Source organism: uncultured Bacteroides sp. (genome assembly GCF_937912035.1).
GTDB lineage: Bacteria > Bacteroidota > Bacteroidia > Bacteroidales > Bacteroidaceae > Phocaeicola.
The window spans coordinates 1-26,858 of sequence record NZ_CALDPF010000040.1; the positions used below are offsets into that span (position 1 = coordinate 1).

A 26,858-nucleotide genomic window follows, 5' to 3' on the forward strand; every position below is an offset into this window, starting at 1 on the left:
CCTTTCAAGAATGAAAATCTTGCGTCCTAACCGATAGACGAACGGGCCATCCTATGTTCCGGAATATCCGGTTTTTTTATTGCCTCGGTGATGATTTCCGATTGCGGGTGCAAAGGTACGAATATTTTTTAAATATGCAAACTTTTCGACGTAAAAACAGTTCAAAAAAGATAAAGTCTGATATTACTTCATTTATAGAAATTGAAGATAACATCAGACTTTATTAATTAACATTCTTATTTTAAGGATGTTGTATTAATTATTATATGCTTTGTGTGTATTCCTTATTTCTGTCCAAGATTTTTTACTTCTTCCAGATTTTTTTCTATTTCCTCTTCACTAAGCTCGTAGTTTGTAAGGTTGCCGGACAAGTATTGGTCGTATGCACTCATGTCAATAAGTCCATGTCCTGACAGATTGAACAGAATTACTTTCTCCTCGCCTGTTTCAATACATTTCTTGGCTTCATTGATTGTAGCTGCTATTGCATGGCATGATTCCGGAGCAGGAATGATACCTTCGGCTTTTGCAAACATTATACCGGCATCGAATGTGTCAAGTTGTTTCACATCTACAGCTTCCATTAATCCGTCTTTCAGAAGTTGTGACACGATAACCCCTGCACCATGGTATCTCAAACCTCCTGCATGAATATTGGCAGGTGCGAAGTTATGTCCCAAAGTGTACATTGGCAGGAGAGGAGTGTATCCGGCTTCGTCTCCGAAATCGTATTCAAACTTACCTCTTGTCAGTTTAGGGCAGGATGCTGGTTCTGCTGCTATATATCTTGTCTTTTTGCCTTCCAGGATAGTGTGGCGCATAAATGGGAAACAGATACCGCCGAAATTTGAACCACCGCCAAAGCATCCGATAATTATATCAGGATATTCTCCTGCCATTTCCATCTGTTTTTCGGCTTCCAGTCCGATGACGGTCTGATGCAGTGTAACGTGGCTTAATACCGACCCAAGAGTGTATTTACAGTTAGGAGTTGTTCTTGCCAGCTCTATAGCCTCTGAGATGGCTGTTCCCAGTGATCCCTGATGATTTGGATATTTTGTAAGGATATCTTTTCCTGCACGTGTTGACATAGAAGGCGAAGGAGTGACCTGTGCGCCGAAAGTCTGCATTATGCTTCGTCTGTAAGGTTTCTGTTCGTAGCTGATTTTTACCTGATAAACCGCAGCTTCAAGTCCGAACACGCGGGCAGCATATGACAGGGCAGCTCCCCATTGTCCTGCTCCGGTTTCGGTAGTGATGTTTGTCACACCTTCCTTCTTGCAGTAATATGCCTGTGCCAGTGCCGAATTAAGTTTATGAGAACCAATCGGGCTTACGCTTTCATTTTTGAAATATATGTGTGCCGGTGTTCCCAAAGCTTTTTCCAGACCGTATGCTCTTACAAGTGGGGTGCTTCTGTAGTATTTATACATTTCTCTAACTTCTTCCGGAATTTCTATCCATGCGTCAGTCTGGTTCAGCTCCTGATGGCACAGTTCTTTTGCAAAGATAGGGTAAAGATCTTCTGCTTTCAACGGTTCTTTTGTAGCAGGATTGAGTGGCGGCATTGGCTTGTTCTTCATGTCCGCCTGAATATTATACCAGTGTGTAGGTATCTCGTTTTCCTTTAGGAAAAATCTTTTCTGTTTCTCGCTCATGGCTATTTATTTTAAAGTTCTGCTCAAAAATAGACAAAAAAGTTTATTTAACAAAGAAATACTCGATTATTTGATACTAAAAATTAAATATAGATAGAATAATGTAAGGAAAAATCTGTTTAATAATTGCGTTTTGTGCTAATTGAGTGGTAAACTCAACTTTTTGTATGCTATTGGCTGTTTCACCATTTTTTTTCCGTAAGTTTGCATATATCTTTTTAAAGTTAAAAAGAATATGGATAATTGGGAACGTTTAATATTATATAGAAAGAAGCTTGTATTGCCCCGCATTTATCAGGTGGTTGACTGGTTTTCATGGCTAGCATGTTTTGCTGCTGTTTTATTCATAGCTTCTATAGTATATCGTTACGGTTTTACGGTTACTGAAAATGTACATTCCGTACTTCACACTGTTTCAAACTCCGTTTGGATTGTTTTTCTGGTCAATACAGCATTAAGTCATCTGTTTTCAAACGATGAAGGCAATAAGTTCACAGTGTGGACCTGGTTACTTGATATAGGTCTTTATCTTACACTGTTGCCTGTTGTTTTTCATCTGCCGGAACCTGGTAATGCGGCATATTGGATATGGATATTCTTCAATAGCAGTTATTACAAGGGTGCTGTTCTTCTGCTTATGTCCTTTACGTTGCTGTCCGGTTTTTTTGTCCGGCTTTTGGGACGAAAAACAAATCCTTCACTTATTCTGGCATCAAGTTTTTTTATAATAATAATTGTCGGAGCCGGACTTCTGATGCTTCCAAGAGCTACGTATAATGGCATATCGTGGATAGATGCGTTGTTTATCTCCACCAGTGCAACGTGTGTAACCGGACTTGTATCTGTCGATATACCTTCCACATTTACCATGGAAGGTCAGATTATAATAATGCTGCTTATTCAAATAGGTGGTTTGGGAGTGATGACTATAACCAGCTTCTTCGCCATGTTCTTTATGGGGAATACGTCGCTTTACAACCAGTTGGCTGTAGGCGATATGATAAGTACCAATTCATTGAACTCATTATTATCTACATTATTATATATATTGGGATTTACTCTTGCCATTGAGGGAATAGGTATGTTTCTGATATGGATTGACATACACGGAACCATTGGAATGACATTTTATGAGGAGCTTTATTTTGCAGCTTTTCATTCCATATCAGCATTCTGTAACGCCGGTTTTTCTACACTTCCTGGTGGAATGGGTAATGACATGGTGATGCATAATCACAATTTCCTTTATATCGTATTGTCATTGCTTATTGTATTTGGCGGTATAGGTTTCCCTATATTGGTGAATATGAAAGACACGATATTCTATTATTTCCGATATTGTTTTTCCAGACTGTTTTTCCGTCGTCGCAGGTTCATCAAGAAAATTCATTTGTACAATCTGAATACTAAGATTGTTTTGTTTATGACAGGAGCACTTTTGTTGCTGGGAACAGTTGTCATTCTTCTTTTTGAATGGAATCATGCTTTTGCCGGTATGGATGCGGCGGACAAAGTGGTTCACGCCTTTTTCAATTCCGTATGTCCACGAACTGCGGGTTTTGCCAGTGTCGGACTTACCACACTTTCCACACAGACTCTTCTGCTTATGATTATTCTGATGATGATAGGTGGCGGAACACAGTCAACAGCCGGAGGTGTGAAGATAAATGTCTTTGCAGTGATACTGATAAACCTTTTTGCCGTGCTTAGAGGGGTGGAGAGAACATATATTCTACATCGCGAGATTTCATCCGATTCTGTAAAACGTTCAAATGCGGCTTTGATTCTTTATCTTCTTATTGTTTTCTTTGCAATATTCCTGATGACTGTCATAGAACCGAATGCGTCCGTCATGGCATTAGTCTTTGAATGTGTATCTGCTTTGAGTACGGTAGGCTCCAGCCTTGATCTTACACCGACTTTGAGCAATGCCGGCAAACTCCTTATAATAGTCCTTATGTTTGTTGGTCGTGTAGGAGCTTTTACATTGGTAAGCGGACTTATAAGACAGGAGAAAAAGAAAAACTACAAATATCCAAGTGACAATATTATAATAAACTGATAAAACAATAAAATACATTCGATATGAAATATCTTATTATAGGATTAGGCAATTATGGTGGAGTGTTGGCAGAAGAGCTTACGGCTCTAGGTCACGAAGTTGTCGGCGTTGACTCAGAGGAACTTCAGGCGGAACGTTATAAAGACAAAGTTGCCACAACTTATGTCCTCGATGTTACAGATGAGATGGCACTGTCTGTTCTGCCTCTTAACAGTGTGGATATAGTCATTGTGGCCATAGGTGAGAACTTCGGAGCTTCCGTAAGGATTGTATCATTATTGAAGAAACATAATGTAAAGCATATATATGCACGTGCCGTAGATGAAGTGCATAAGGCTGTTCTTGACGCATTTTCATTGGATAGAATATTGACTCCGGAAAAAGATGCTGCAAGGCTTCTGGTACAGCTTATGGAGCTTAATGCCGAGGTAGAACATTTCTCCGTTGATGAAAACAATTACGTATTTAAATTCTCAATACCTTCCAAACTCATAGGGTATAAAATCAATGAGTTAAGCATAGAGGAAGAATTCAAGATACGCATTATATCCGTGATTATGGGAAAACATACTTCAAATATTCTTGGAATATCAAAGGTTGAGAAAGTTTCAGAAATATCTTATCCTGAGGATTACGAGTTGAAACAGGATGACGGCCTGGTTTGTTATGGCCAGTATGCCGATTTTATCAAGTTCTGGAAATCTGTAAAATAAAGACAGTATAGCTTTATAAAAACATGAGGGATTAGTATTGATGAAATGTCAAGACTAATCCCTCTGTCTATATCAGATGTTTATTTTATGTTTCTTCTGTTCAATGCCTGCTGATACTTTCTTGCGTTTATGTTATGCTCGCTTAGAGTAGAGGCAAAATTGTGAGTTCCGGAGAAATCCTCTTTTGCACACATGTAAATGTAATTATGTTTTGAGTAATTCAAAACACTGTTTATTCCCGCTACTGATGCAATTCTGATTGGTCCGGGAGGTAGTCCGGCATATTTGTAGGTATTATATGGGCTGTCCGTTTCCAGATGTTTGAACAGTATCCTTCTAAGTCCGAAGTCCTGTAGGCTGAATTTTACCGTAGGGTCGGCCTGGAGAAGCATTCCCCGTTTCAGCCTGTTTATATATAATCCTGCCACAAGAGGTTTTTCTGCGTTGTTGGCTGTCTCTTCGTCCACTATTGATGCTAAGGTGCATACTTCTACTGGAGTCATATCCAAAGCTTTAGCCTTGGCTGTACGTTCTGTGTTCCAAAAAATCCTGTTTTCTCTTATCATTCTTTTTATGAAGCCTTCTGCTGTCATGTTCCAATATACCTCGTAGGTGTTAGGTATGAACAATGCAGGAATCGTGGCTTTGTCATACCCCAGACTCGCTAAATAATTACTGTCATTCAGCAGAGCGGTAATACTTGCCGAGTCTGCCATAATCTGTTCTGCCACCCTCGAAGATAGCTTGTCTATTGTCCTTACACTTGGAACTATAAGTTTTACTGGAGTCTGTCTTCCTGATTTTAGCATTCTGAATGTCCCCAGTACGGTCATTTCAGGTGTTATCTTGTAGGCACCCGTATATATGTTTTCCCCGTAATCTTTCAGTTTGGCAAGCATTTTCATTCCGGTCATGCTTTCGGGATAAAGATTGATCTCTATTTTATTAAATACAGAGTCTGAAGAATCGTCTTCATCTATGTATATGTATGTAGGATTTTTAATGTTGAAAGGTTTGCTAAACAGCAATAAGTATGTGCCAACTGCTATAGACAATAATATTACTGTAATGACAGAAATGGAGATAGTCAAGATTTTCTTATTCATATAAAAACTGGATTTTTGTACAAAGATATGAAAATAAGTGTACTTTTGGCAATTATTCTTTTCCTAAAATTATAATTATAGTATATTTGCTCCATACTCAAACTATATAATCTTATAATTATTTTATTTACAAACATGAAAAATACACTATTGGCATTGGTTTTTGTGGCAGGAATCCCTGCATTTGCACAGCAGAAAGCAAGTATCGAAATCTATCCTGAAAAAGGAAATCAGATTATCCCGAAAGAAATTTACGGACAGTTTGCAGAACATCTTGGAACATGTATTTATGGTGGTCTGTGGGTAGGCGAGAATTCCTCAATACCTAACGTTGACGGCTACAGATCAGATGTTCTTGAAGCGTTGAAGAAACTGAAAGTTCCTGTATTGAGATGGCCGGGAGGTTGTTTTGCCGACGAATATCACTGGATGGACGGAATCGGACCTAAGGAAAACCGTCCGCGTATGGTGAACAACAACTGGGGAGGTACAGTGGAAGACAACAGCTTCGGTACACATGAATTCCTTAATCTATGTGAGATGTTGGGTTGCGAACCTTATATCAGTGGTAATGTAGGAAGCGGAACCGTAGAGGAAATGGCTAAATGGGTGGAATACATGACAGCCGAACAGGGTAGCCCTATGGCAAAACTACGTAAGGAAAACGGACGTGAAAAGCCATGGAAGGTTAAATATTTCGGAGTAGGAAACGAAAGTTGGGGATGCGGTGGAAGTATGCGTCCGGAATACTACTCAGACCTGTATCGCCGTTATTCCACATACTGTAGAAACTATAATGGTAACAGACTTTTTAAGATTGCCAGCGGTGCCAGCGACTACGACTATAATTGGACTGAAGTGTTGATGAAAAACATAGGTCACAGAATGGACGGAGTATCTTTGCATTACTACACAGTGACAGGATGGACTGGAAGCAAGGGTTCAGCAACAGAGTTTACAAACGATGATTACTACTGGACAATGGGCAAATGTCTTGAAATAGAAGACGTATTGAAACGCCACATTGCCATAATGGATAAATACGATCCAAAGAAACAGATAGCTCTGATGGTAGACGAATGGGGTACATGGTGGGATGAAGAGCCGGGAACCATTCGTGGACACCTTTACCAGCAGAACACACTGCGTGATGCTTTCGTTGCTTCGCTCACACTCGATGTGTTCCATAAATATACAGACCGTGTGAAGATGACTAACATTGCTCAGATAGCAAACGTTCTTCAGTCAATGATTCTCACTAAAGAAGACAAGATGGTGCTTACTCCTACATATCATGTGTTCGAAATGTATAATGTTCATCAAGATGCTACATATCTTCCTTTAAATCTTGAATGTAATTACAAGGTAGTGAGAGATAACCGTGAAGTTCCGATGGTAAGTGCTACAGCTTCACGCAAGGATGGTGTGACACATATATCACTGTCTAATGTAAGCCTTGACGAAGAACAGGAAATAACCATTAAACTTGACGGCGAAACACCCAAATCAGTATCAGGAAGAATATTGACATCTGAAAATATTGATGACTACAATACCTTTGAAAAGCCAAACGTAGTTTGCCCGAAAGAATTCAAGGGAGCAAAGATCTCAAAGAATGTTTTGAATGTCAAACTCCCTGCAAAATCTATCGTAACTCTGGAGTTGAAATAATATTTGAATAATACATAAAAAATAGAGCGGCGCTTCAAAAAAGTACCGCTCTATTTTATATCAATCAGTCGAAAAGACTTCTGAATTTCTTGAAGATTTTTTCCTTCAGACTGGTGTTAGGCTTGAAACTTTCGGATTCCTGCCATTTTTCGAGTGCCTGGCGTTCTTCTTTTGTAAGAGTTTCAGGGATATATACACTTACGTTAACCAGCAAGTCACCTGTTCCGGTGCTGTAACCGTAGCTGTTGATATTAGGCAGACCTTTGCCTCTCAGACGCAGAACCTTTCCAGGTTGTGTTCCCGGTTCAATCTTGATTTTAGCCTTGCCGTCTATTGTAGGGATTTCTACTGTACCACCAAGCGCTGCCTGAGGAACGCTAAGAAGCAGATTATAAATAAGGTCGCTTTCGTCTCTTATCAGTTCAGGATGCTTTTCTTCTTCTATCAGAACAAGCAGGTCGCCTGCCACACCGTTATGCTTTCCGGCATTACCCTTACCGTTGATGGTAACCTGCATACCTTCTGCCACTCCGGCAGGTATTTTTACTGTAACTACTTCTTCGCCGTAAACTACGCCTTCGCCGTTACATTCCTTACACTTGTTCTTGATGATTTTTCCTTCACCGTTACACTGAGGACATACAGACTGAGTCTGCATCATTCCGAAGATACTCTGCTGAGTACGTGTCACGCTACCTGTTCCGTGACATGTAGGACAAGTTTCTGTTCCGCTGTTTCCTTCGGCACCTGTTCCGTGACAGTGTGAACAAGGAACATATTTCTTTACCTTGAATTTCTTTTCAGTTCCTTCAGCAATTTCCTTCAGCGTAAGTTTTGCCTTTACTCTAAGGTCTGCACCACGGAATTTGCGCTGTCTTGGCTGGCCTCCGCCACCTCCGAAACCGCCGAATCCTCCGAAACCGCTGTGTCCGCCAAAGATGTCGCCGAACATAGAGAATATATCATCCATAGACATTCCCTGTCCGCCGAAACCTCCGTATCCGCCACCTGCAGCACCGCCTACGCCTGCATGACCGAACTGGTCGTAGCGTGAACGCTTGTCAGGATTGCTCAATACTTCGTATGCTTCTGCAGCTTCCTTGAATTTCTCTTCAGCTTCCTTATCGCCCGGATTCTTGTCAGGGTGATACTGGATTGCTTTCTTACGGTATGCTTTCTTTATTTCGTCTGCTGTGGCTGTTTTCTCCACGCCAAGCACTTCGTAGTAATCTCTTTTAGTAGCCATATTTGCTATGTGGTTTTATTGTATTATTGTGCAACTACCACTTTGGCGTGGCGTATAACTTTGTCATTCAGTTTGTAACCAGTCTGTACACAGTCCAGAACCTTGCCTTTCTGTGCTTCCTCCTGAGCAGGAACAAGAGCTATTGCCTCGTGGAAATCAGTATCGAAAGCTTCTCCCACAGGATTCATCTTCTCAAGTCCTTCGTGTCCAAGGTTTTTCAGGAACTTCTGATGTATCAGATCAATACCTTCGTACATAGCCTTAACATCGTCTGCTTTCTGCATGTTCTGCAAAGCACGTTCCAGGTCGTCCAGGATAGGCAGGATAGCCGAGATAGCCTTCTCGCCACCGTTCTTGATGAGTTCGGCTTTTTCCTTCATTGTACGTTTGCGGTAATTGTCAAATTCAGCCGAAAGACGCAGATATTTGTCTTTATAGTCCTCAAGAGCCTGTTTGGTTTCTTCAAGTTCTTTTGCTGCTTTTTCCTCTTCTGAAAGTTCGGCTTCCTTCTCTTCGCCTGCATTTTCGGCAGAGTTTGTTTCTTCAGCCTGAGTTTCAGTTTCCTGCTGTTGGTTTTCAGCTTCCTCGTTCTTCAATATTTCTTCTTCCGGATTTTGATTCTGATTTTTATTCATGTCTTTATGTTGTTATTTTATTATTAATCTGTGATTTAAGTGCCGGACTTGCATACGGCTGTTGGCTGTACTACAAAAACCGTGCCTGTAATGCTCTGTATGCATAAACAGCCGCAAAATTACTAAAAAACTGACATACTGACACAAAAAAACTTATAAAAAGCCCTGTTCTGGGAGTGATATGCCTTTCACTGCATTGTAAATTAGCGGGATATTTAGTACCTTTGCACGCAAATTTCAGAATAACAGTATAATTTAGGTATATACATACAAACAAACTTATAAAATGATTACAGTTTCTAATGTAGCCGTTCAATTCGGTAAGAGAGTATTGTACAACGATGTGAACATGAAGTTCACCAATGGTAATATTTACGGTGTGATAGGTGCCAACGGTGCAGGTAAGTCAACATTTCTTAAGGTAATTTCCGGTGAACTTGACCCTACTAAAGGAAGCGTTACGCTTGGACCGGGCGAACGCCTTTCAGTTCTTAGCCAGGACCACTTCAAGTTCGACGAACACACTGTACTTGATACAGTCCTTATGGGACACACTGTGCTTTGGGACATAATGAAGCAGCGTGAAGCACTGTACGCCAAAGAAGATTTTACCGATGAAGACGGAATAAAGGCTGCAGAACTTGAAGAAAAATTTGCAGAGCTTGAAGGATGGAACGCAGAAAGCGATGCTGCGATTCTTCTTAGCGGACTTGGTATTAAGGAAGACAAGCACTATACGCTGATGGGTGACCTCAGCGGTAAGGAAAAAGTGCGTGTCATGCTTGCACAGGCATTGTTCGGTAATCCTGACAACCTGCTTCTGGACGAGCCTACCAACGACCTCGACATGGAAACTGTGACATGGCTGGAAGAATATCTTTCTAACTTCGAACATACAGTTCTTGTAGTTAGCCACGACCGTCACTTCCTCGATTCAGTATGTACCCACACTGTGGATATCGACTTCGGTAAGGTTAACCTCTTTGCCGGTAACTACAGTTTCTGGTACGAATCAAGCCAGCTTGCACTCCGTCAGCAGCAGAACCAGAAGGCTAAGGCTGAAGAAAAACGTAAGGAGCTCGAAGAGTTTATCCGCCGTTTCTCTGCCAACGTGGCAAAATCAAAACAGACTACAAGCCGTAAGAAGATGCTTGAGAAACTTAATGTGGATGAAATCAAGCCTTCATCACGTAAATATCCGGGTATCATCTTCACTATGGACCGCGAGCCGGGTAACCAGATTCTTGAAGTATCAGGACTTCGTGCCGAAACAGAAGACGGAGTTGTTCTCTTCAATGATGTAAACTTCAATGTAGAAAAGGGTGACAAGATAGTATTCCTGAGCCGTGACCCACGTGCGATGACTGCTTTCTTCGAAATCATCAACGAACGCCGCAAGCCACAGGCAGGACACTTCAACTGGGGTGTGACTATCACTACCGCATATCTGCCACTTGACAATACTGACTTCTTCAATTGCGATCTTAATCTTGTTGACTGGTTGAGCCAGTACGGACAGGGCAATGAAGTGGAAATGAAGGGATTCCTCGGACGTATGCTGTTCTCTGGAGAAGAAGTGCTGAAGAAAGTAAACGTACTTTCGGGAGGTGAAAAGATGCGATGCATGATTGCACGTATGCAGTTGAGAAATGCCAACTGTCTTATCCTTGACACTCCTACAAACCACCTCGACCTGGAGTCTATTCAGGCATTCAACAACAATCTGAAGCAGTACAAGGGTAACGTGCTGTTTGCATCGCACGACCACGAATTCATTCAGACTGTTGCCAACCGTATCATCGAACTTACACCTAACGGTATCATCGACAAGATGATGGAATACGATGAATATATCACATCAGACCATATCAAGGAAATGCGCGCACGTATGTACGGCGACAAATAATCATTCCATTGATTCAATACCAAACGACAGGGGGAGCAAATCTTTTGTTCCCCTTGTTTCGTATATACAGGCAGTGCCGTACATCAGCATACGGATAGGGCGGTGATAGCGCTGTTCAGCTTCCAGCATTACCTGTCGGCATGCTCCGCACGGAGTGACAGGCTGTTCTGTGAAACCTTCGCTGTTTGATGCCGCAATGGCTAGTGTTCTCACAGTCTTGTCAGGATATTCAGAGCCGGCATGAAACAGGGTAGTGCGTTCGGCGCAAAGTCCGGAAGGGTAGGCGGCATTCTCCTGGTTTGAGCCGGTCACTATCGTGCCGTCGTCAAGCAATGCTGCTGCTCCTACATTGAAATGCGAGTATGGGGCATAGCTTCTCTTTGTAGCTTCTTTTGCAGCTTCTATCAGTCGTTTGTCGGAGTCTGTAAGTTCTTCGAACTGGTATTTTCTTATTATGACTTGTTGTTTCAGTTCTTTCATAGTGTGAAGTTTTTAGGTATTGTTTAAATAGCGTTTATGTACGTTAAATCTGAAGCCTGTTGACTTCTTTATTAATTTCTTATAGTTGTTGTCATATATATTCTAATTTTACTTAGAAAATGACAAACCGGTAGGACTATCACCGGTGACTTTTTCTAGCAATTTAAGCATTCAAAGATAAGCATTTATTTGGAATGATATTTTCAGGTTTTAGATTTTTATATTCTCAAGAAACATAATACTTATACCTTGCTGTCAGTTTACTAAATCATTCATAAAAGCTTGTATCATTAGCTTCATTATGATAAAGATTCTTTGGTTTGTTTAAATACCATTTAAACACTGATTAAGCAGTATTTAAATGGTGTTTGAAAATGTTTTGCAAAAGACTTGCAAAGCCTTATAATTATAGCACTTTTCCCAATCTTGTTATTCAATCACTGAACAGTTTGCATTTCCTTTTTATATTTTAAATTCTTAATCATTCGGTTCTCTATTGAACAAAATGCGAGAAAAAATATATATATCAAATATAATATGTTGATATTCAGTGAATATATGTTCTACTATCCCGATATTTACCAGCGTTTTATAGACCGAATGCGGACAAATACTGTTACAGCAGATTATAATATATCCATAAGTTTGGATGTTTCGAATAAATTAGGCATCTTTACCTCCACACGAACGTGTCGAGTACTCCACACGAGCGTGCGCAGTTCTCCACACGGGCGTGTGGAGATCTCGACACGAACGTGTGAAGATAATCTTGTCGTGTCGTTTTTATGAAAAAGTGAAACTAAAAAAATGATTTTATTATGGCGATAGAATTTGATTTATATGAAAATCCTGGAAAAGATGAAGCGGATAGCCCGAAACTACATGCGAAGGTTATAACAAAGGACTTGATAACTACAAAGAATCTGCGTGAATCCATCAATAGGAAATGTACCGCTTCGCCTGCCGATGTGGCAGCTGTGCTTACTGCTTTAAGTGATGAACTGTTTGAGGCATTGAATAATGGGTATTCCGTACATTTTGACGGATTGGGGTATTTCAGTCTGAGTTTGCGCTGTGCGCCGGACGTAAATCCCAAGCATGTTACGGCATCGGATGTGAGTGTAAAGGGAATAAAGTTTGTACCAGATAAGGGACTTATGGAGAAATTCAAGGTGGCTGATTTACAAAGAACAACTGACAAATCGCGACACTCGGAGAAAATGACAGATGAGGAAGTGATGAAGAGACTGCAAGGCTATTTTGCCGAAAACAAATACATGCAGCGTAAGGATTTCGAGAAACTGACGGGATTCAATCTGTCAAAATCTTCAAGGTATATAAAACATTTGGTGGACAACGGTGTATTGAAGAATATAGCTTCAAAATTTCATCCGGTTTATGTGCTGGCTGAAAGAGTTTAGTTCATGTTTGTTCATCTTTGTAAGAAGTTTGTTCATTTTTTATATATAAAAATCCGGCTGCTATTGATAATGAATATAGCAGCCGGACGCAATGAGTTTTTTAATATTTAACCATGTCGGAAAGTATTTGTTCCTTATACCATGGGTCGTTTATTTCTTTCAGTTGTTTGCCCATAAGTGCCAGTAGTTCTTCTACTGCCTGTTTGTTTTCGTCCAACGGAAGATTATTCAACTGATAGGGGTCTTTCTCATCGTCGAAAAGTAATGTTTTTGTAAGATTATTTTTCTTGTCGATATAAAGTGCCAAAGTGTATTTATGAGTCTTTATACCTCTTGAGCGAGGAAAATAGCTTATTACTTTACCGTCTTTGTCTTTTTCTCCATCTACATTCTGGATGTATAGGGCTCCTTCAGGGCGTACCACAGTCTCTGTATTCTCTTCTTTAAAGAATGGAGCGTAGTTGTGTCCGTGTATTCCTTCGGGTATGAATTTTTCGAGGTTACTCATTGCCAGCATTGTAGGCATGATGTCCGGAGTGGAAATCATCAGATTGTCAACTCTTGGACGAAGATGTCCGGGGTATCTGATGATGAACGGAACGTTCATTGATTCTGCATAAGGTGAGTTTTTCGGATCGTCAGTGAACTGGCTGCACATGGTTTCGCCGTGGTCGGAAGTAAATACTACTATTGTATTCTTGTCGAGTCCCATTTCCTTAAGGCAGTCCAGTATCATACCGAAAGCACGGTCGACACCGGTAACCGATGCAAAGTAATATCTTACAGATTCGGATTTCTTACGTTTCTTGTCAGCGTTAGGACGGATAAGCAGACTGTCTATTGGCTGGTCTTTATAAAGATTGAAATCTTCTTCCATACAGTCTTCGAGTGAGTTGTAAGGGCTGTGAGGAGGGTTCATACCTACCATGATGAAGAACGGCTTGCTTGTGTCGCGCTGGTTTCTTTCGTTTTTCAGATAGGAAACGACTTCTTTGGCTTCGTGTATAGGCGACCATTCCTTTGGCTCGTGTTTCTTTCCGTCGTTGTCCCAATAATGTGGATTCTTGTGCACATCGTAAGTCCCGTATGAATACCAGTAATTGAACCCGTGACGTCTTTCTTTAGGTGTGTAGGCATCCCAGGCCGGTCTTCTGCTTTCTACGTATTGACCAGGATTCTCAGGGTCGTTTGGAGTGGGGAAGTCTGCATGCAGCTTTCCGAAGTATGCGCAGTCATATCCGTTTTTGCTATAAACGTCGCTTATGCATTCAAGGTCTGTACGCAGCGAGCTTATAGGACGGTTGGAATTACAGTTCAAAGATACTCCGCTTTCATTGGGATACATTCCTGTGAGTAGGCTTCCACGATGAGGACTACTCAAAGGACAGTTGCTCAAGGCATTTGAAAGTACAAGCGATTCTTTGGCGAATCTGTTCAGGTTGGGTGTGTGGACAGGGTCAGCCTTGAAGTTAACATTTTTGCTGAATTCCGGTTCGTTCCAGAATCCCATTGCCATGTTTCTGTACTGGTCAGGAAAAACATATACCACATTAGGCATTTCCGGTATTTTCTGCTCTTGCTTTTGTGAGCATCCGGCAGAAATGAGTGATAAGCCGGTTAGAGGCAGGATTAGATTTCTCATGATTTTTATAGTTTTGATTAATGGTTTCCAGAAAAAAAATATCTGTATCGCATGTGTGATGTCAAGATTTTTTCATCCCAAAGCAATACAGATATTTCTACGGGATTATCCCGATTTGATTTTATTGACTTTTGTTTATTATTTTCCTACAAAAGGTAATGGCTGGTTGTTTTCCAGATTACGTTTGCGAACAATTGCCTCCTGATAGTAATAGTCAGCATAATTCAGAGGAACATCGATTTCCTGTCCGTGAGGTATACTACCTACAGAGTGCATAAGGATGAAATTGCCGTTTTCTCCAACTTTTGCCTTATAGTTAGGCGAAGAAAGGTTTGTCAGAATCTTGTCGGCAAGTTCCTTGTAGTTCTTACCTTGGCAGTAACCGTCCATTTCGTACAATGCAGATGCTATACATGCTGCGGCTGAAGCATCTCTTGGTTCGTTAGGAATGTTAGGTGCATCGAAATCCCAGTATGGGATAAGGTCTTCAGGAAGGTTCTTGTCGTTAAGGAAGAAGTTAAGAGTTTTTTCTGCCTGGTCAAGATACTTCTTGTCGTGAGTATAGCGGTAGCAAGTAGTGTATCCGTAGATAGCCCATGCCTGTCCGCGAGCCCATGCTGATTCGTGTGCGTAACCCTGCGCTGTCTGGCGGCTGCGAACTGCTCCGTCTTTCAGTGCGTAATCAACTACGTGGTAGCAACTGTTATCAGGACGGAAGTGGTTTTTCATTGTCTGGTCAGCGTGAGAAACCGCAATCTTGTGGAATGTAGAGTCGCCTGAAAATTTAGTTGCTTCGAAAAGTAATTCAAGGTTCATCATATTGTCGATGATAACCGGGCATTCCCAGCCACGTTTACCCTGCCAGCCACGGTCAGCATCCCATGACTGAATTACTCCGGCTCCCGGACGGAAACGTGTAGAAAGCGATTTTGCAGCTTCAACGATTACGTCAATATATTCAGACTTGTCAGCAACTCTATATCCTGTGAGGTAACTGCATCCTATCATGAAACCCACATCGTGATGCCATTTGAGGTATTTTACAGAATCAAGGTCTTCAGTATATTTCTCAGCAAGTTTTTTCCATTTCTCGTCTTTAGTCAATTCATAGTCAAGCCACATACTTCCAGGGAAAAATCCGCTTGTCCAGTCCTCGATAGGTACATATTGTATACTGCCGTCTTTCTCAAGAGTACGAGGGTTGAGGATTTTACCGCTTTTTTCGATAATATCGGTTTGGATGGTATGCTGTGCTACCATGTTGCTGATTTCGGCATCAATGAAATTGTCAGTCTTTTCAGGCTTTGTACTGCATGATGCCAATACTGCTGCAGACAAAAGTGCCAGTCCTAGATTTTTTTTAATTTCCATGATATTAATAATTTGAATTATTGTGCAAATATATAGTAAAAAAATGGATAATCATCAGTCTTTTTATGTAAATTATCGTTTTATTGGTGCTTTAGAGCTAAAAAATCATGCAAATATAACTACTTATATAAATAATGTAATTTATATATCCATATTCAGACATTTTTTTATAATAGTTTTTATATCTTTGTTTCATCTAACAAAAAAATAAATCGAAATCATGAAAAATTATCTGTTACTATTTTCCCTTTTCTGTGGGTGTGCAGCTTATGCACAGCAAGCTGAAATAGATTTTGCGTATGCAAACTACAAAAAATATTATAAGGCTGAAGCGGCCGATTCTGACTCGGAGAAACTGGAGGCCATAAAAAAATTAAGAAGTTATTTCCATGAAAATCCTTATAGGCTTAAAGTGTCGGACAATGGGGAAAAGGCTAAGGAGTTTCTGTCGAAATTGACAGACGAGGGGACGTTCTCTGATATGGATGCTACAGAACGTGAATTTGATAAGAACGATACATACAATAAAGGATATGCAAATACTACGGACGATGCTGCCGGTATCTTTATCGGTAATGCCATAAACAGAATTTTCCAGATATGTAACGCATGTAATTTAGGATATTTGTCGGAAGAAGAAGCTTTGTCGGACAAGGTAATGAAGGCTATTAAGCATTATGGAATGCTTGAAATATCGCGTCGCAATGACCGCCCGCGTTTCCATGCTTCTTGTTTCGCCATACCTACGGCGGCAGTGAATGTTTATTTTGCAATGTTGGACCTGATGGATAAGGCCGAGAGCGGTGAAGCCCGTCAGACGGTGGTTGATGCCTGTGATATGCTTAAGGTATTGGGACTTCAGGCATGGACACAACCTTTGAGAAATGATGCTACGGATAATAATGTGGTATCGATAGAGAGATTCAGGAATCATGTCTGGTGGGTTGGAGGAAACGCGTTGGCATATCGCTCATTGTTGCCGGTTGCCGCAATGTACAGTTCTGTACCTATGATAGATTTGCTGGCTGAAGTTTGCAGACGAGGTATTAGTATGACCTCGCAGGTTACATATAATGATTCATTCTGGACTGAAGGGTTTACGGCAGATGGTGCCGGATGGGGACATGGTATGCAGTGTCTGGTATGGGGATATCCTATTGACGGAGCATCTAATGCCTTGAATATGCTTACAATGTTGCGTGGTACTCCATGGGCACAGCAGCTTGACAAGTCGAATACAGAAGCTCTGATGAACTTTTTCAGGGGAGGAAGCTGGTATTATTATAAGGGCTTCAGACTTCCGGGACTTGACAGAGGATCGTATATGTATAATCCTAATGAAAAGAGTATTCCATACGCGAAAATGCTTGATGGTGTTGTAAAGAACTGGCTGACATCTTTTACTCCCGAAGAACAGAAGGAACTTCTGGCTTTGCAGAAGGAAGTGAAGACCAACAGAATCTTCATGGAAGACTATCCTGACGGAATGTATCAGGGTATGAGATGGTTCTTCAATAACGATGACCTCATGAAGAAAACCGAGGATTATCATATCAATATAAATATGGCTTCGTTCAGGACGGATGGACTGGAAAGTGCCGCCTTTGCGGATAACTATAATTTCTATCCTACGGATGGGGCTACATTGTTCCAGCGTAGCGGGGATGAATATTTCAAAGTAATGGGAGGATGGGATGTGACAGCCATGCCTGGTGTAACTGCCAGAGAAGGTATGGACAAACTTACGCCTGTTACCAACTGGAGAGGATATTGCAGTAAACATAATTTTGCGGCTGGAGCTACAGATGGCGATGAAAATGGTGTGGCAGGAATAATCTTCGAGAAAATAAACGGTGCTAATAAGAAAGGAGTGAACGACAGGGGAGATGCTACCGAAAAGAAGAACAGGATATTGTATGGCTTTAAGGTGTATAAAGGATATTTTATTCTGGAAGATTATTTTGTGGCGTTGGGAGCCGGACTTACAAACATGAAACCTGAAATAGAGGGTGACTTGCGCACTACAATAGATCAGACAGCATGGGTAGATGATGTGTATACTGTGAAAAAAGGAAAGAAAACTCCTGTTGCCAATGGTGAAGTAGTGACATTTAAATCGGATAAGAAAAATCCGGTGTGGATTTCGCAGAAAGGTAAGTTCAGCTATACTATTCTGCCGGAATTTACTAAGGAAGCATACGTTACGTGCGAGACTAAACCTGCTGACTGGAAGAAATATAATCCGGGAAACAAAATATCATCAACTACCCCTTCGGAGGTGAATATTCTGAGAGTATGGACCGAACATGGGCACGAGCCTGTAGGTGATAAATACGGTTACGTGGTTTATGCAGGAAGCGATACACCAAAGGGAAAATTACCGTTTGAAGTAATGAGTAATGATACTCTGGTACAGGCCGTAAGATTACTTGACAAGACTGTTGTGCAGGCTGTCTTTTATCCGGGTAATAAAGGTTTGAAGTATAAGGATTTCTCAATGTCAGTATCTGCACCTGCTGCTGTAATGGTGAAAAAAGATGGTGGAAAGTATGAGATTTCCGTTACAGAAGCAACTATGAACTCTGAAATAAAACATATCTTTGTTACTATAAACGGTAAAGAATATAAGGTGGAACTTCCTGTAGGATTACGTTGCGGAAGTTGCGTCACCGCTACTTTTGAGATGTAAATTCAAATTCCATTTATTGGTATGATAGCCCTTGTGGATTGTAATAATTTTTATGTATCATGCGAGCGAGTGTTCCGTCCGGATTTGCGGAACACTCCTTGTGTGGTATTATCCAACAACGACGGTTGTGTGATTGCTCGCAGTAATGAAGCAAAGGCATTGGGCATTAAGATGGGGGCACCGTTCTTTCAGATAAAAGGATTGCTGGAAGAGAACGGTGTAGCTGTGTTCAGCAGTAATTATATTCTTTATGGGGATATGAGCCGTAGGGTAATGACATTGCTGTCTGCATACACTCCAAAGCTGGATATATATTCCATAGATGAGGCTTTTATGGATTTTTCCGGTATGGGTACGTCGGAACAGCTCCTTTCATACGCACGGGATATGGTAAGGTTTATTACTAAGGGAACAGGAATACCGATATCTCTTGGGATAGCACCGACTAGGACCTTGGCAAAGATGGCAAGCAAGTTTGCGAAGAAATATAAGGGTTATCATTCTGTCTGCATGATTGATACTGATGAAAAGAGGGAAAAGGCTTTGAAGCTTTTCGATATAGCCGATGTATGGGGAATAGGTAGGAGAATATCTGTCAGACTGAAAAGCATAGGAGTGGAAACTGCCTGGGATTTCGTGCAGAAATCGGAATCGTGGGTGAGAAAGGAACTTACAGTAACAGGCCTGCGCACGTGGAAAGAGTTGCATGGCGAGAGTTGTATCAGTGTAGAGGAGTTGCCCAACAAGAAGTCGATATGTACCAGCCGCAGTTTTGCTGATGAAGGATTGAACAGTCTTGATGTGCTGGAAGAGGCTGTAGCCAATTTTGCAGCTCATTGCTCACGCAAGCTGAAGGAAGACAGGTCTGTGTGCGGAGCCATGACTGTGTTTGCCTATACCAGCCGGTTCAGAAATGATTTGCCTAGCGATTATCTTCAGGCTAATGTGTATTTTCCTGTACCGACAAACGATGTGATGGAGCTTGTATCGGGAGCGGTGAGAATCCTGAGGGAGAAATGGCATTCGGGTAATGATGGGTATTTTTATAAAAAAGCGGGAGTTATAGTGTGGGATATATGTAGCGACTCAGCTGTGCAGGGAGATCTGTTCGACTCTGTAGACCGGGTGAAAAGATCGGCTCTTACAAAAGCTATAGACGAAATAAACCGTAAAAACGGTTTTAATGCCGTAAGGATGGCTGTTCAGGGTTCTGATATGAAGTGGAAAATGAAGAGCGAACATGTATCAAAGCGATTCACTACTAATATCAATGAAATAATAGATGTGCATTTGGATTGAAATCATTCATTCTCTTTTTCTTTTTGACCTTATAAGCTGCCGTTTGATATTATATGTCAGTACGCCCCAGATTATGAAATCGTTCTCCTCCGTAATCTTTATCGGCGGATAATCATCATTGCCGGGAACAAGCCAAAGGCAACAGCCGTCGGCATCCTTTTCGATTCTTTTCAGGGTGAATTCTCCGTCAATGAATGCCACTACTATATCTCCGTCCAATGGCTCGATGCTTTTGTCAATCACCAGCAGGTCGCCGTCCGATATGCCGAATCCTGTCATGGAATTTCCTACGGCACGGGCATAGAATGTTGTGGCAGGATGTGATATAAGCTCTTTGTTCAGATCGATTGAATCGGTCATATAATCCTGCGCCGGACTGGGAAAACCGGCACGTATACCTTCGCCTGCTATGGGTAAGTCGAGTTCCGTACTTAAGTCTGCTGAATAGAATATTAGTTTCATGGCTGCAAAGTTAAATAAATATCCGTATCTTTGCGGCAGATTAATAATGATAATTTATGGCATTTGAAGCAACAAAAAGAGAATGGGGCGAACTTTACGCTTTCTTTCGTATTCTGGCAGACGGATATGTGTATGCCGGAACTCCTGACGTGAAGCGCAATGAGGCGCATAAAATACCGGTGGCTATGGTACAGCGTGAAGAACACGATGGAACTCGCCAATATGTTATAGAGAACGACTATATCAACGTGAAAGGTGAGAATATCGACAAGAAGATTCCACGTGAAGATTTCGATACTGTGGCAGAGTTGATAAGGGAAGCTATAAAGAACACTTCTGGCAATGACGTTATGTCGCCGGATGGGGTAGAGGAGTTCCTTGACGAAGTGGCTATTTTCAATCTAGAGGCTCAGACTGAGGACCGTACGGACTTCTCTGTTGCATTCTATAGTGCAGATGCTCCGCTAACAGGCTTCTGTGTACGTTCAAGAATGGGAGGTAAGATGCTGCCTCTGCTGGACGGAGGACGTTCTGCCAACTTCAAGTTCGAACAGTCGGGGGTGAAGTTTGCTGTTCCGACAATAAACAAAATCAATGCGGAAGGCGAGGAAGATGACGTTACGAGCCGCATGCTGATGATAGAGCGTCTGGGTGGCGTACTTAAATATAATGACGTGGCCGACAAGATATTTAGAAGTAATCTCTCTATGATAGACCTTCATGCAGGACGTATGTTTGCTGAGATGACACGTATCATGTGGCTGGACGGCATAACAAAGGTGTCCGAACTTACTGAGGAAATAAAGAAGATGAATCCGCTCAAGATTAAGGATGAGCTTATAAACAAGCATGGCTATTATGAATATAAGGTGAAGGAGCTGCTATTGGCTCTTGCTATGGGTATGCGTCCTGCGAAGATGTATAACGGCACTGATTCCGCAATATCCGGTTTCCTGTTCGTTACTGCAGATGGTGATGTGCTATGTTATCAGAAGGCTTTCAGACAGGTGTTTGCGGATTTTCTCTATCAGAACACACGTTTGGAAAAGGGTTCAACAGAGAAAGACAAGTATGGGTATCTGGAGAGAGAAAACGGAGTATATTATTTCAAACTGAACTTGAAGATAGGACTTTTGAAACGATAATATAATAACGATAATATCATAATAAAAACGGCAGCTTCATCAGCTGCCGTTTTTATTATGATACCATATTGATGATAAATTCACGTTGTAAAGAGTAAGTTCCGCTGTTCTTTTGTAGATATTTCAATAGAAATATTCCATCCTGTTTAAGTCTTGATTTTAGTAACAGCTCGCTTTCAGGTGTCTCTTCAGAGAATAATAACAGACTTACCGCTATCAGTTCCAGTTTCTCCATACCGTTTTCGGAACCGGAATATTGGCTGATAAGTTCGTCTGTACTCATGTCTGTCAGCTCTTTGGGACTTACTCCAAGCATTTCATGAGTGGTATATTCATAAGTGTCAAACTCTTTCTTATCCAATTTCCTTTTCTTGATTATCGCATTGGCAATCAGAGATATTATTTCTTGAATCATCCTTATGATATAATCCTGCTTTATCATGTTCAGTTAATGATTGCGAAATTTATTTCAGTTTTATCTTCAATATCTTACCGCTATGTGCCGGTAGGTCTGTTCCGACAGGTTTTGTAGAGGTAAAGTTTATCTTTTCTTCTTTACCTGTCAGCAAATCCTTAACTTTGATGTTTTCCATTTGTGGCATTGACAGATATTGGAAAGCATGTTCCGGAATATTTATTGCCACTCGCATATTCATATCGCCAAAGTTGACAGCTATAAGTAATACTTCGTCTTCATATTTTCTTAAGAAGGCGTACTGTTTATGCTCGTCCATTTGCCATCCGTTCATATTGACGTACATGAGGTCAAAGAATGCACCGTGCGAGATACACTTTTCTTCGTTGCAGATATTCAGAAGTGTTTTATAGAAGTTTCTGATGCTTTTCTCCTTAGTATTCAGCAAATGGGTATTGAATCTTCCGTGGTTGGTCCAGCGGCGTATGCTGTCGATACTCCAATAATCGAATATTGTTGTACGTCCGTCTCTTCCGCTAAAACCTTCTGTGTCCATTCCGCTTTCTCCAAGTTCCTGACCGAAGTAAATCATGACAGGGTTAGTGCTCATACATGCCGATACAATCATCGCAGGGAATGCTTTGTGGGCATTACCGGCGAAGTATTCGGAAGCAATTCGCTGCTCGTCATGATTCTCAAGGAAATTGAGCATGTGTCTCTGAATGTCGTTTATGCTTTGCCAGCATCCTGTTATGGCTGTGGCAGAGGCATTGTTGGAAATTATAGCTCTCAGAGTGTCGTACAATCCAACCTTATCGTACAGATAGTCGAAATGCCCGTTGAAGATATAGTTCCTGTATTCTTGCGGATTGTAAACTTCGGCAATGAATATTATGTCAGGATGGTTCTCTTTAACCTTAGGAATTGCCCATCCCCAGAATTCGCATGGAACCATTTCTGCCATGTCACATCTGAAACCGTCTATGCCTTTAGATGCCCAGAAGAGCAGAATGTCGAGCATCTTGGTCCATGTATTCGGTATAGGAGAGAAGTGGCAACCTGTATTGTTGTAGTAATCTATTCCGTAATTCAGTTTTATGGTTTCATACCAGTCTGTTCTGTTTGGCCATGCATCAAACTTGTTGTTGCCTGTAGCCTTGGCAGGTTTTTCTGTATACCTTCCTGCTTTTGGATCGTACAGGTCGATGTCGCCTTTCAGTTCCTCGCTAGGGATATAATAGAAGTTATTGTTTGGACTGAATGATACTGTTGTATCGTCGTCCTCGCCCAGGTCTTTCACACCTTCAGGTTTTGCAAGCGATTTGTATTGCCTTGCCACATGATTGGGAACGAAGTCGATAATCATCTTCATACCTGCTTCGTGTGTTCTTGCTACCAAAGCCTCAAATTCCTCCATTCGCTTGTCAACATTAACAGCCAGGTCAGGATCGATGTCGTAATAATCTTTAATGGCGTATGGTGAGCCTGCTTTACCTTTTACTACTGCCGGATGATCTTTGCTTAATCCGTAGCGTGTGTAGTCTGTCTGTGTAGCATGCGCTATAACTCCTGTATACCAGATGTGTGTAGTCCCAAGCTTCTTTATTTCTGCCAAGGCCTGCTCTGTGAAATTATCCATTTTCCCGCATCCGTTTTCGTCTATGCTTCCGTTGGTCTTGCATGTGAGGACCTGATTGCCGAACAGACGTGTAAAGACTTGATATATAATGATTTTTTCCTCAGGATTCATAGGATTGAAGTTTATGGTTTAAAAAAAAGACACGTATTGTACCTTATGGTTAATACGTGTCTGATTCTGTTGATATTATTCAATGCCGTGGGCATTAGCTTCTTTGTTTATTTTCTTGATAAGTCCCTGAAGAACTGCTCCAGGACCACATTCTGTAAATTCGTCAGCTCCGTCTGCTATCATATTCTGAACAGTCTGTGTCCATCTTACAGAAGCTGTCAGCTGAGCAACAAGGTTTGCTTTGATTTGAGCAGGGTCTGTATATGGTTTTGCGTCTACATTCTGATATACAGGACATTTTGGAGTATGGAACTCTGTAGCATTGATTGCCGCTTCAAGTTCAACTTTTGCAGGATCCATAAGCGGAGAGTGGAATGCACCACCGACTTTTAGAGGAAGAGCACGTTTTGCTCCTGCTTCTTTCATAAGCTCACAAGCCTTATTGATACCTTCTATAGAACCTGAGATAACAATCTGTCCAGGGCAGTTATAGTTTGCTGCAACACAAACTTCACCTTCTGCAGAAACTTTAGCACAGATTTCCTCTACTTTCTCGTCTGGAAGAGCGATGATGGCAGCCATTGTTGAAGGTTGTGCCTCGCATGCTTTCTGCATAGCCATTGCACGTGCATAAACCAGTTTCAGACCATCCTCGAAAGAAAGAGCTCCGGCTGCTACCAGTGCTGAGAATTCTCCAAGTGAATGTCCTGCTGTCATTTCAGGTTTGAAATTTTCGCCCATGCAGAGTGCTGAGATTACAGAGTGAAGGAATACGGCAGGCTGAGTAACCTTTGTCTGACGCAAGTCTTCGTCTGTACCGTTGAACATTATATCTGTGATACGATAGCCTAAAATATCGTTAGCTTTTTCAAAAAGTTCTTTGGCTAATGCTGAATTTTCGTACAGGTCTTTACCCATTCCAACAAACTGGGCACCCTGTCCCGGGAATACAAATGCTTTCATGATTTTTCTATTTAATAATTATTGAAATTGCTGCAAAGGTAATGATTTTTTCAAATAATTACTCATTTTCAGTAAAAATGTGCATCGGAACAGGGGAATAGAAGTGGTTCAAAGGTCCGTGTCCCTTACCTATTGATACATCTTTACCGTTGAGAATACCGTTGTGAACATATTCTTTAGCCTTTTCTACAGCAGTATTAAGTGTTTCTCCCAATGCCAGGTAAGTGGCTATGGCAGATGATAATGTACATCCGGTGCCATGGGTGTTTTTACTTGAAATTTTTGATGCTCTATAAATATAAGGTGTTTTTTCTCCTTTAATGCACAATACATCGCACATGTCATCTCCATTCAGATGTCCGCCTTTTATCAGTACGGCATTGCATCCAAGCTCTAATATTTTCTCTCCTGCAGATGTCATTGACTTTACGTCATCAGGGCAGTTCCCTGTAAGTACCATTGCTTCGCTTAGATTGGGTGTTATTAATGTAGCAAGTGGTATGAGTTCGCTCTTAATTGCATCTATAGCTTCATCTTCAATAAGTTTGCTTCCGCTTGTTGATACCATGACAGGATCGAAAACAACATATCGTGGTCTGTATTCTTTTATGCTTGAGGCTATTGCGTTTACTATTTCTACATCGTTTATCATCCCTATTTTGACAGCAAGAGGTTTGATGTCTGTCATTACGGCGTCAATCTGTGCTTTTACGTACGATGCAGGTATCGGGTGAATACCTGTTACTCCACAAGTGTTCTGTACCGTTACCGCTGTTATGGCACTTGCCGCATATCCGCCTAGTGCAGATATTGCTTTTATGTCTGCTTGTATTCCGGCACCTCCGCTACAGTCAGAACCAGCTATTGTCAATACACAATTATATTTCTTCATTATCAGTGTTATATTAAATTTTAATACAAAAATAGTCATTATTTTTGTATAGGTCTCTTTTAGAGGTTAAATGTTATTATCTTATATTTATGAAATAATAATCAAAATGTTGCTTTTTATGAAAAAACAACTAATTTTGCAGTTGTTATAATTGAAGAATGTTTATGGAAATGAATATAAATAATCACATTGTGATAATGGCCGGGGGTATAGGTGGCAGATTCTGGCCTATGAGTAGTAAGGAACTGCCTAAGCAGTTCATTGATGTACTTGGATGCGGACGTACTCTGATTCAACTAACCGTAGACAGATTTAAGGGAATATGTCCGGCTGAAAATATATGGGTAGTAACATCTGCGAATTACGAGCAAATAATTAAGGAACAGTTGCCGGAAATACCTTCAGAACAAATATTATTGGAACCATGCCGACGTAATACCGCTCCATGCATTGCATACGTTAGCTGGAAGATAAAGTCAAGAAATCCAAAAGCAAATATAGTAGTTACACCTAGCGACCACATAGTAATGGATGTTAATGAGTTTAGAAGAGTGATAAACTCAGCGATGAAGTTTACGTCATCATCCGATGCTATTGTAACTTTGGGAATGAAGGCTACTCGCCCTGAAACAGGATATGGATATATTGAAGCCGATCTGACAATGGCTTGTCCTTCTAATAAAGAAATATATAGAGTAGACGCTTTCAAGGAAAAACCGGATCTGGAAACAGCTAAAAGATATATACAAAAGAAAAATTTCTTTTGGAATGCAGGAATATTTGTATGGAACGTAAATACAATAGTAAATGCTATGCGAGTTTATCAGCCGGCATTGAGTAAGATTTTTGAAAAAATGTTGCCATACTTCTTTACAGATAAAGAACAGGAAATGATAAATGAGTTGTTCCCTATGTGTGAAAACATTTCTGTGGATTATGCTGTAATGGAGAAGGCTGACGAAATTTATGTTTTCCCGGCTTCGTTCGGATGGAGTGATTTGGGTACATGGGGATCTTTGCATGAGAATTCGCAGAAGGATGCACAGGGTAATGTTTGTATAGGCGAAAATATAAAGATGTACGAATCAAGAAATTGTGTAGTACACACTACTCAGGAGAAAAAAGTGGTTATACAGGGACTGGACGGATATATTATTGCAGAGAAGAATGATACGTTGCTTGTATGTCGTCTGAGTGAAGAGCAAAGAATTAAAGAATTCTCGGAAGATTGAAATTATTTAATCGTTTTAAAAATAAGACCGGATAAGGAGGTTAACTCCTCAAATCCGGTCTTTTTGTTTGTGGTTATGAGTGATTGGTTATTGTGTTGTT

Annotated in this window: 21 protein-coding genes; 9 read left to right on the plus strand and 12 right to left on the minus strand. The window is 41.0% G+C overall.

Annotation, left to right across the window (positions count from 1 at the left end):
* Positions 1-284: 284 nt before the first annotated feature.
* Positions 285-1,658, minus strand: coding sequence for a TrpB-like pyridoxal phosphate-dependent enzyme (locus tag Q0486_RS11910; RefSeq protein ID WP_154042828.1), 1,374 nt, complete (start codon positions 1,656-1,658; stop codon positions 285-287).
* A 235-nt stretch (positions 1,659-1,893) separates the two neighbouring features.
* On the opposite strand from Q0486_RS11910, the gene Q0486_RS11915 reads away from it, so the two are divergent.
* Both Q0486_RS11915 and Q0486_RS11920 read left to right on the plus strand, forming a co-directional pair.
* Positions 1,894-3,720, plus strand: coding sequence for a potassium transporter TrkG (locus Q0486_RS11915; RefSeq protein WP_299233572.1), 1,827 nt, complete (start codon positions 1,894-1,896; stop codon positions 3,718-3,720).
* A gap of 23 nt (positions 3,721-3,743) precedes the next feature.
* The gene (locus tag Q0486_RS11920) at positions 3,744-4,433 is read left to right on the plus strand and encodes a TrkA family potassium uptake protein (protein ID WP_299233575.1); all 690 of its coding nucleotides are present in this window, start codon (positions 3,744-3,746) and stop codon (positions 4,431-4,433) included.
* Positions 4,434-4,513: 80 nt separating this feature from the next.
* Here Q0486_RS11920 and mltG read toward each other — a convergent pair whose 3' ends face one another.
* Positions 4,514-5,539 carry an endolytic transglycosylase MltG gene (gene mltG / locus Q0486_RS11925; RefSeq protein WP_299233578.1) on the minus strand — a complete coding sequence of 342 codons (1,026 nt, stop codon included), beginning with the start codon at positions 5,537-5,539 and terminating at the stop codon, positions 4,514-4,516.
* A 135-nt stretch (positions 5,540-5,674) separates the two neighbouring features.
* Here mltG and Q0486_RS11930 point away from each other — a divergent pair, with 135 nt between their 5' ends.
* Positions 5,675-7,210 (plus strand): alpha-L-arabinofuranosidase C-terminal domain-containing protein, encoded by a 1,536-nt coding sequence (locus Q0486_RS11930; RefSeq protein ID WP_299233580.1) that lies wholly within the window; start codon positions 5,675-5,677, stop codon positions 7,208-7,210.
* Between the two features lie 64 nt (positions 7,211-7,274).
* Here the strand turns inward: Q0486_RS11930 and dnaJ are convergent, their stop codons facing one another.
* Positions 7,275-8,456, minus strand: a complete 1,182-nt coding sequence (dnaJ, locus tag Q0486_RS11935) for a molecular chaperone DnaJ (RefSeq protein WP_154042823.1) — start codon at positions 8,454-8,456, stop codon at positions 7,275-7,277.
* Positions 8,457-8,479: 23 nt separating this feature from the next.
* Positions 8,480-9,091 (minus strand): nucleotide exchange factor GrpE, encoded by a 612-nt coding sequence (locus Q0486_RS11940; RefSeq protein ID WP_287679597.1) that lies wholly within the window; start codon positions 9,089-9,091, stop codon positions 8,480-8,482.
* 286 nt (positions 9,092-9,377) lie between these two features.
* On the opposite strand from Q0486_RS11940, the gene Q0486_RS11945 reads away from it, so the two are divergent.
* Positions 9,378-10,997 carry an ATP-binding cassette domain-containing protein gene (locus Q0486_RS11945; protein WP_299233587.1) on the plus strand — a complete coding sequence of 540 codons (1,620 nt, stop codon included), beginning with the start codon at positions 9,378-9,380 and terminating at the stop codon, positions 10,995-10,997.
* Here the strand turns inward: Q0486_RS11945 and cdd are convergent, their stop codons facing one another.
* Positions 10,998-11,477, minus strand: a complete 480-nt coding sequence (gene cdd, locus Q0486_RS11950; protein WP_299233590.1) for a cytidine deaminase — start codon at positions 11,475-11,477, stop codon at positions 10,998-11,000.
* 818 nt (positions 11,478-12,295) lie between these two features.
* Between cdd and Q0486_RS11955 the strand changes: the two genes are divergently transcribed.
* Positions 12,296-12,898, plus strand: coding sequence for a hypothetical protein (locus tag Q0486_RS11955; protein WP_299233593.1), 603 nt, complete (start codon positions 12,296-12,298; stop codon positions 12,896-12,898).
* A gap of 100 nt (positions 12,899-12,998) precedes the next feature.
* Here the strand turns inward: Q0486_RS11955 and Q0486_RS11960 are convergent, their stop codons facing one another.
* Together Q0486_RS11960 and Q0486_RS11965 are read right to left on the minus strand one after the other, a co-directional pair.
* Entirely contained in the window at positions 12,999-14,540 is a 1,542-nt protein-coding gene (locus Q0486_RS11960) for a sulfatase (RefSeq protein WP_299233596.1), read from the minus strand.
* Between the two features lie 138 nt (positions 14,541-14,678).
* Positions 14,679-15,911 carry a glycoside hydrolase family 88 protein gene (locus tag Q0486_RS11965; protein ID WP_299233599.1) on the minus strand — a complete coding sequence of 411 codons (1,233 nt, stop codon included), beginning with the start codon at positions 15,909-15,911 and terminating at the stop codon, positions 14,679-14,681.
* Between the two features lie 220 nt (positions 15,912-16,131).
* On the opposite strand from Q0486_RS11965, the gene Q0486_RS11970 reads away from it, so the two are divergent.
* Positions 16,132-18,600: a polysaccharide lyase family 8 super-sandwich domain-containing protein gene (locus Q0486_RS11970; RefSeq protein WP_299233602.1), complete on the plus strand. Its 2,469-nt coding sequence runs from the start codon at positions 16,132-16,134 to the stop codon at positions 18,598-18,600.
* A gap of 21 nt (positions 18,601-18,621) precedes the next feature.
* Positions 18,622-19,899, plus strand: a complete 1,278-nt coding sequence (locus Q0486_RS11975) for a Y-family DNA polymerase (protein WP_299233604.1) — start codon at positions 18,622-18,624, stop codon at positions 19,897-19,899.
* A 6-nt stretch (positions 19,900-19,905) separates the two neighbouring features.
* Here the strand turns inward: Q0486_RS11975 and umuD are convergent, their stop codons facing one another.
* The gene (gene umuD / locus Q0486_RS11980; RefSeq protein ID WP_299233607.1) at positions 19,906-20,361 is read right to left on the minus strand and encodes a translesion error-prone DNA polymerase V autoproteolytic subunit; all 456 of its coding nucleotides are present in this window, start codon (positions 20,359-20,361) and stop codon (positions 19,906-19,908) included.
* A gap of 56 nt (positions 20,362-20,417) precedes the next feature.
* On the opposite strand from umuD, the gene Q0486_RS11985 reads away from it, so the two are divergent.
* Positions 20,418-21,506, plus strand: coding sequence for an HpaII family restriction endonuclease (locus Q0486_RS11985; protein ID WP_299233609.1), 1,089 nt, complete (start codon positions 20,418-20,420; stop codon positions 21,504-21,506).
* A 55-nt stretch (positions 21,507-21,561) separates the two neighbouring features.
* Here the strand turns inward: Q0486_RS11985 and Q0486_RS11990 are convergent, their stop codons facing one another.
* The 4 genes from Q0486_RS11990 to thiD all read right to left on the minus strand — a co-directional run bounded on the left by Q0486_RS11990 (position 21,562) and on the right by thiD (position 25,526).
* On the minus strand, positions 21,562-21,948 hold the full coding sequence (locus Q0486_RS11990) for a hypothetical protein (RefSeq protein ID WP_299233612.1): 387 nt from the start codon (positions 21,946-21,948) through the stop codon (positions 21,562-21,564).
* 22 nt (positions 21,949-21,970) lie between these two features.
* A complete protein-coding gene (locus Q0486_RS11995) occupies positions 21,971-23,671 on the minus strand; it encodes an alpha-amylase family glycosyl hydrolase (protein ID WP_299233615.1) in 1,701 nt (566 codons plus the stop codon).
* Positions 23,672-23,746: 75 nt separating this feature from the next.
* Positions 23,747-24,634 (minus strand): ACP S-malonyltransferase, encoded by an 888-nt coding sequence (gene fabD / locus Q0486_RS12000; RefSeq protein WP_299233618.1) that lies wholly within the window; start codon positions 24,632-24,634, stop codon positions 23,747-23,749.
* 58 nt (positions 24,635-24,692) lie between these two features.
* Positions 24,693-25,526, minus strand: a complete 834-nt coding sequence (gene thiD / locus Q0486_RS12005) for a bifunctional hydroxymethylpyrimidine kinase/phosphomethylpyrimidine kinase (RefSeq protein ID WP_299233621.1) — start codon at positions 25,524-25,526, stop codon at positions 24,693-24,695.
* Positions 25,527-25,696: 170 nt separating this feature from the next.
* Here thiD and Q0486_RS12010 point away from each other — a divergent pair, with 170 nt between their 5' ends.
* On the plus strand, positions 25,697-26,758 hold the full coding sequence (locus tag Q0486_RS12010; protein ID WP_299233704.1) for a mannose-1-phosphate guanylyltransferase: 1,062 nt from the start codon (positions 25,697-25,699) through the stop codon (positions 26,756-26,758).
* Positions 26,759-26,858: the final 100 nt, after the last annotated feature.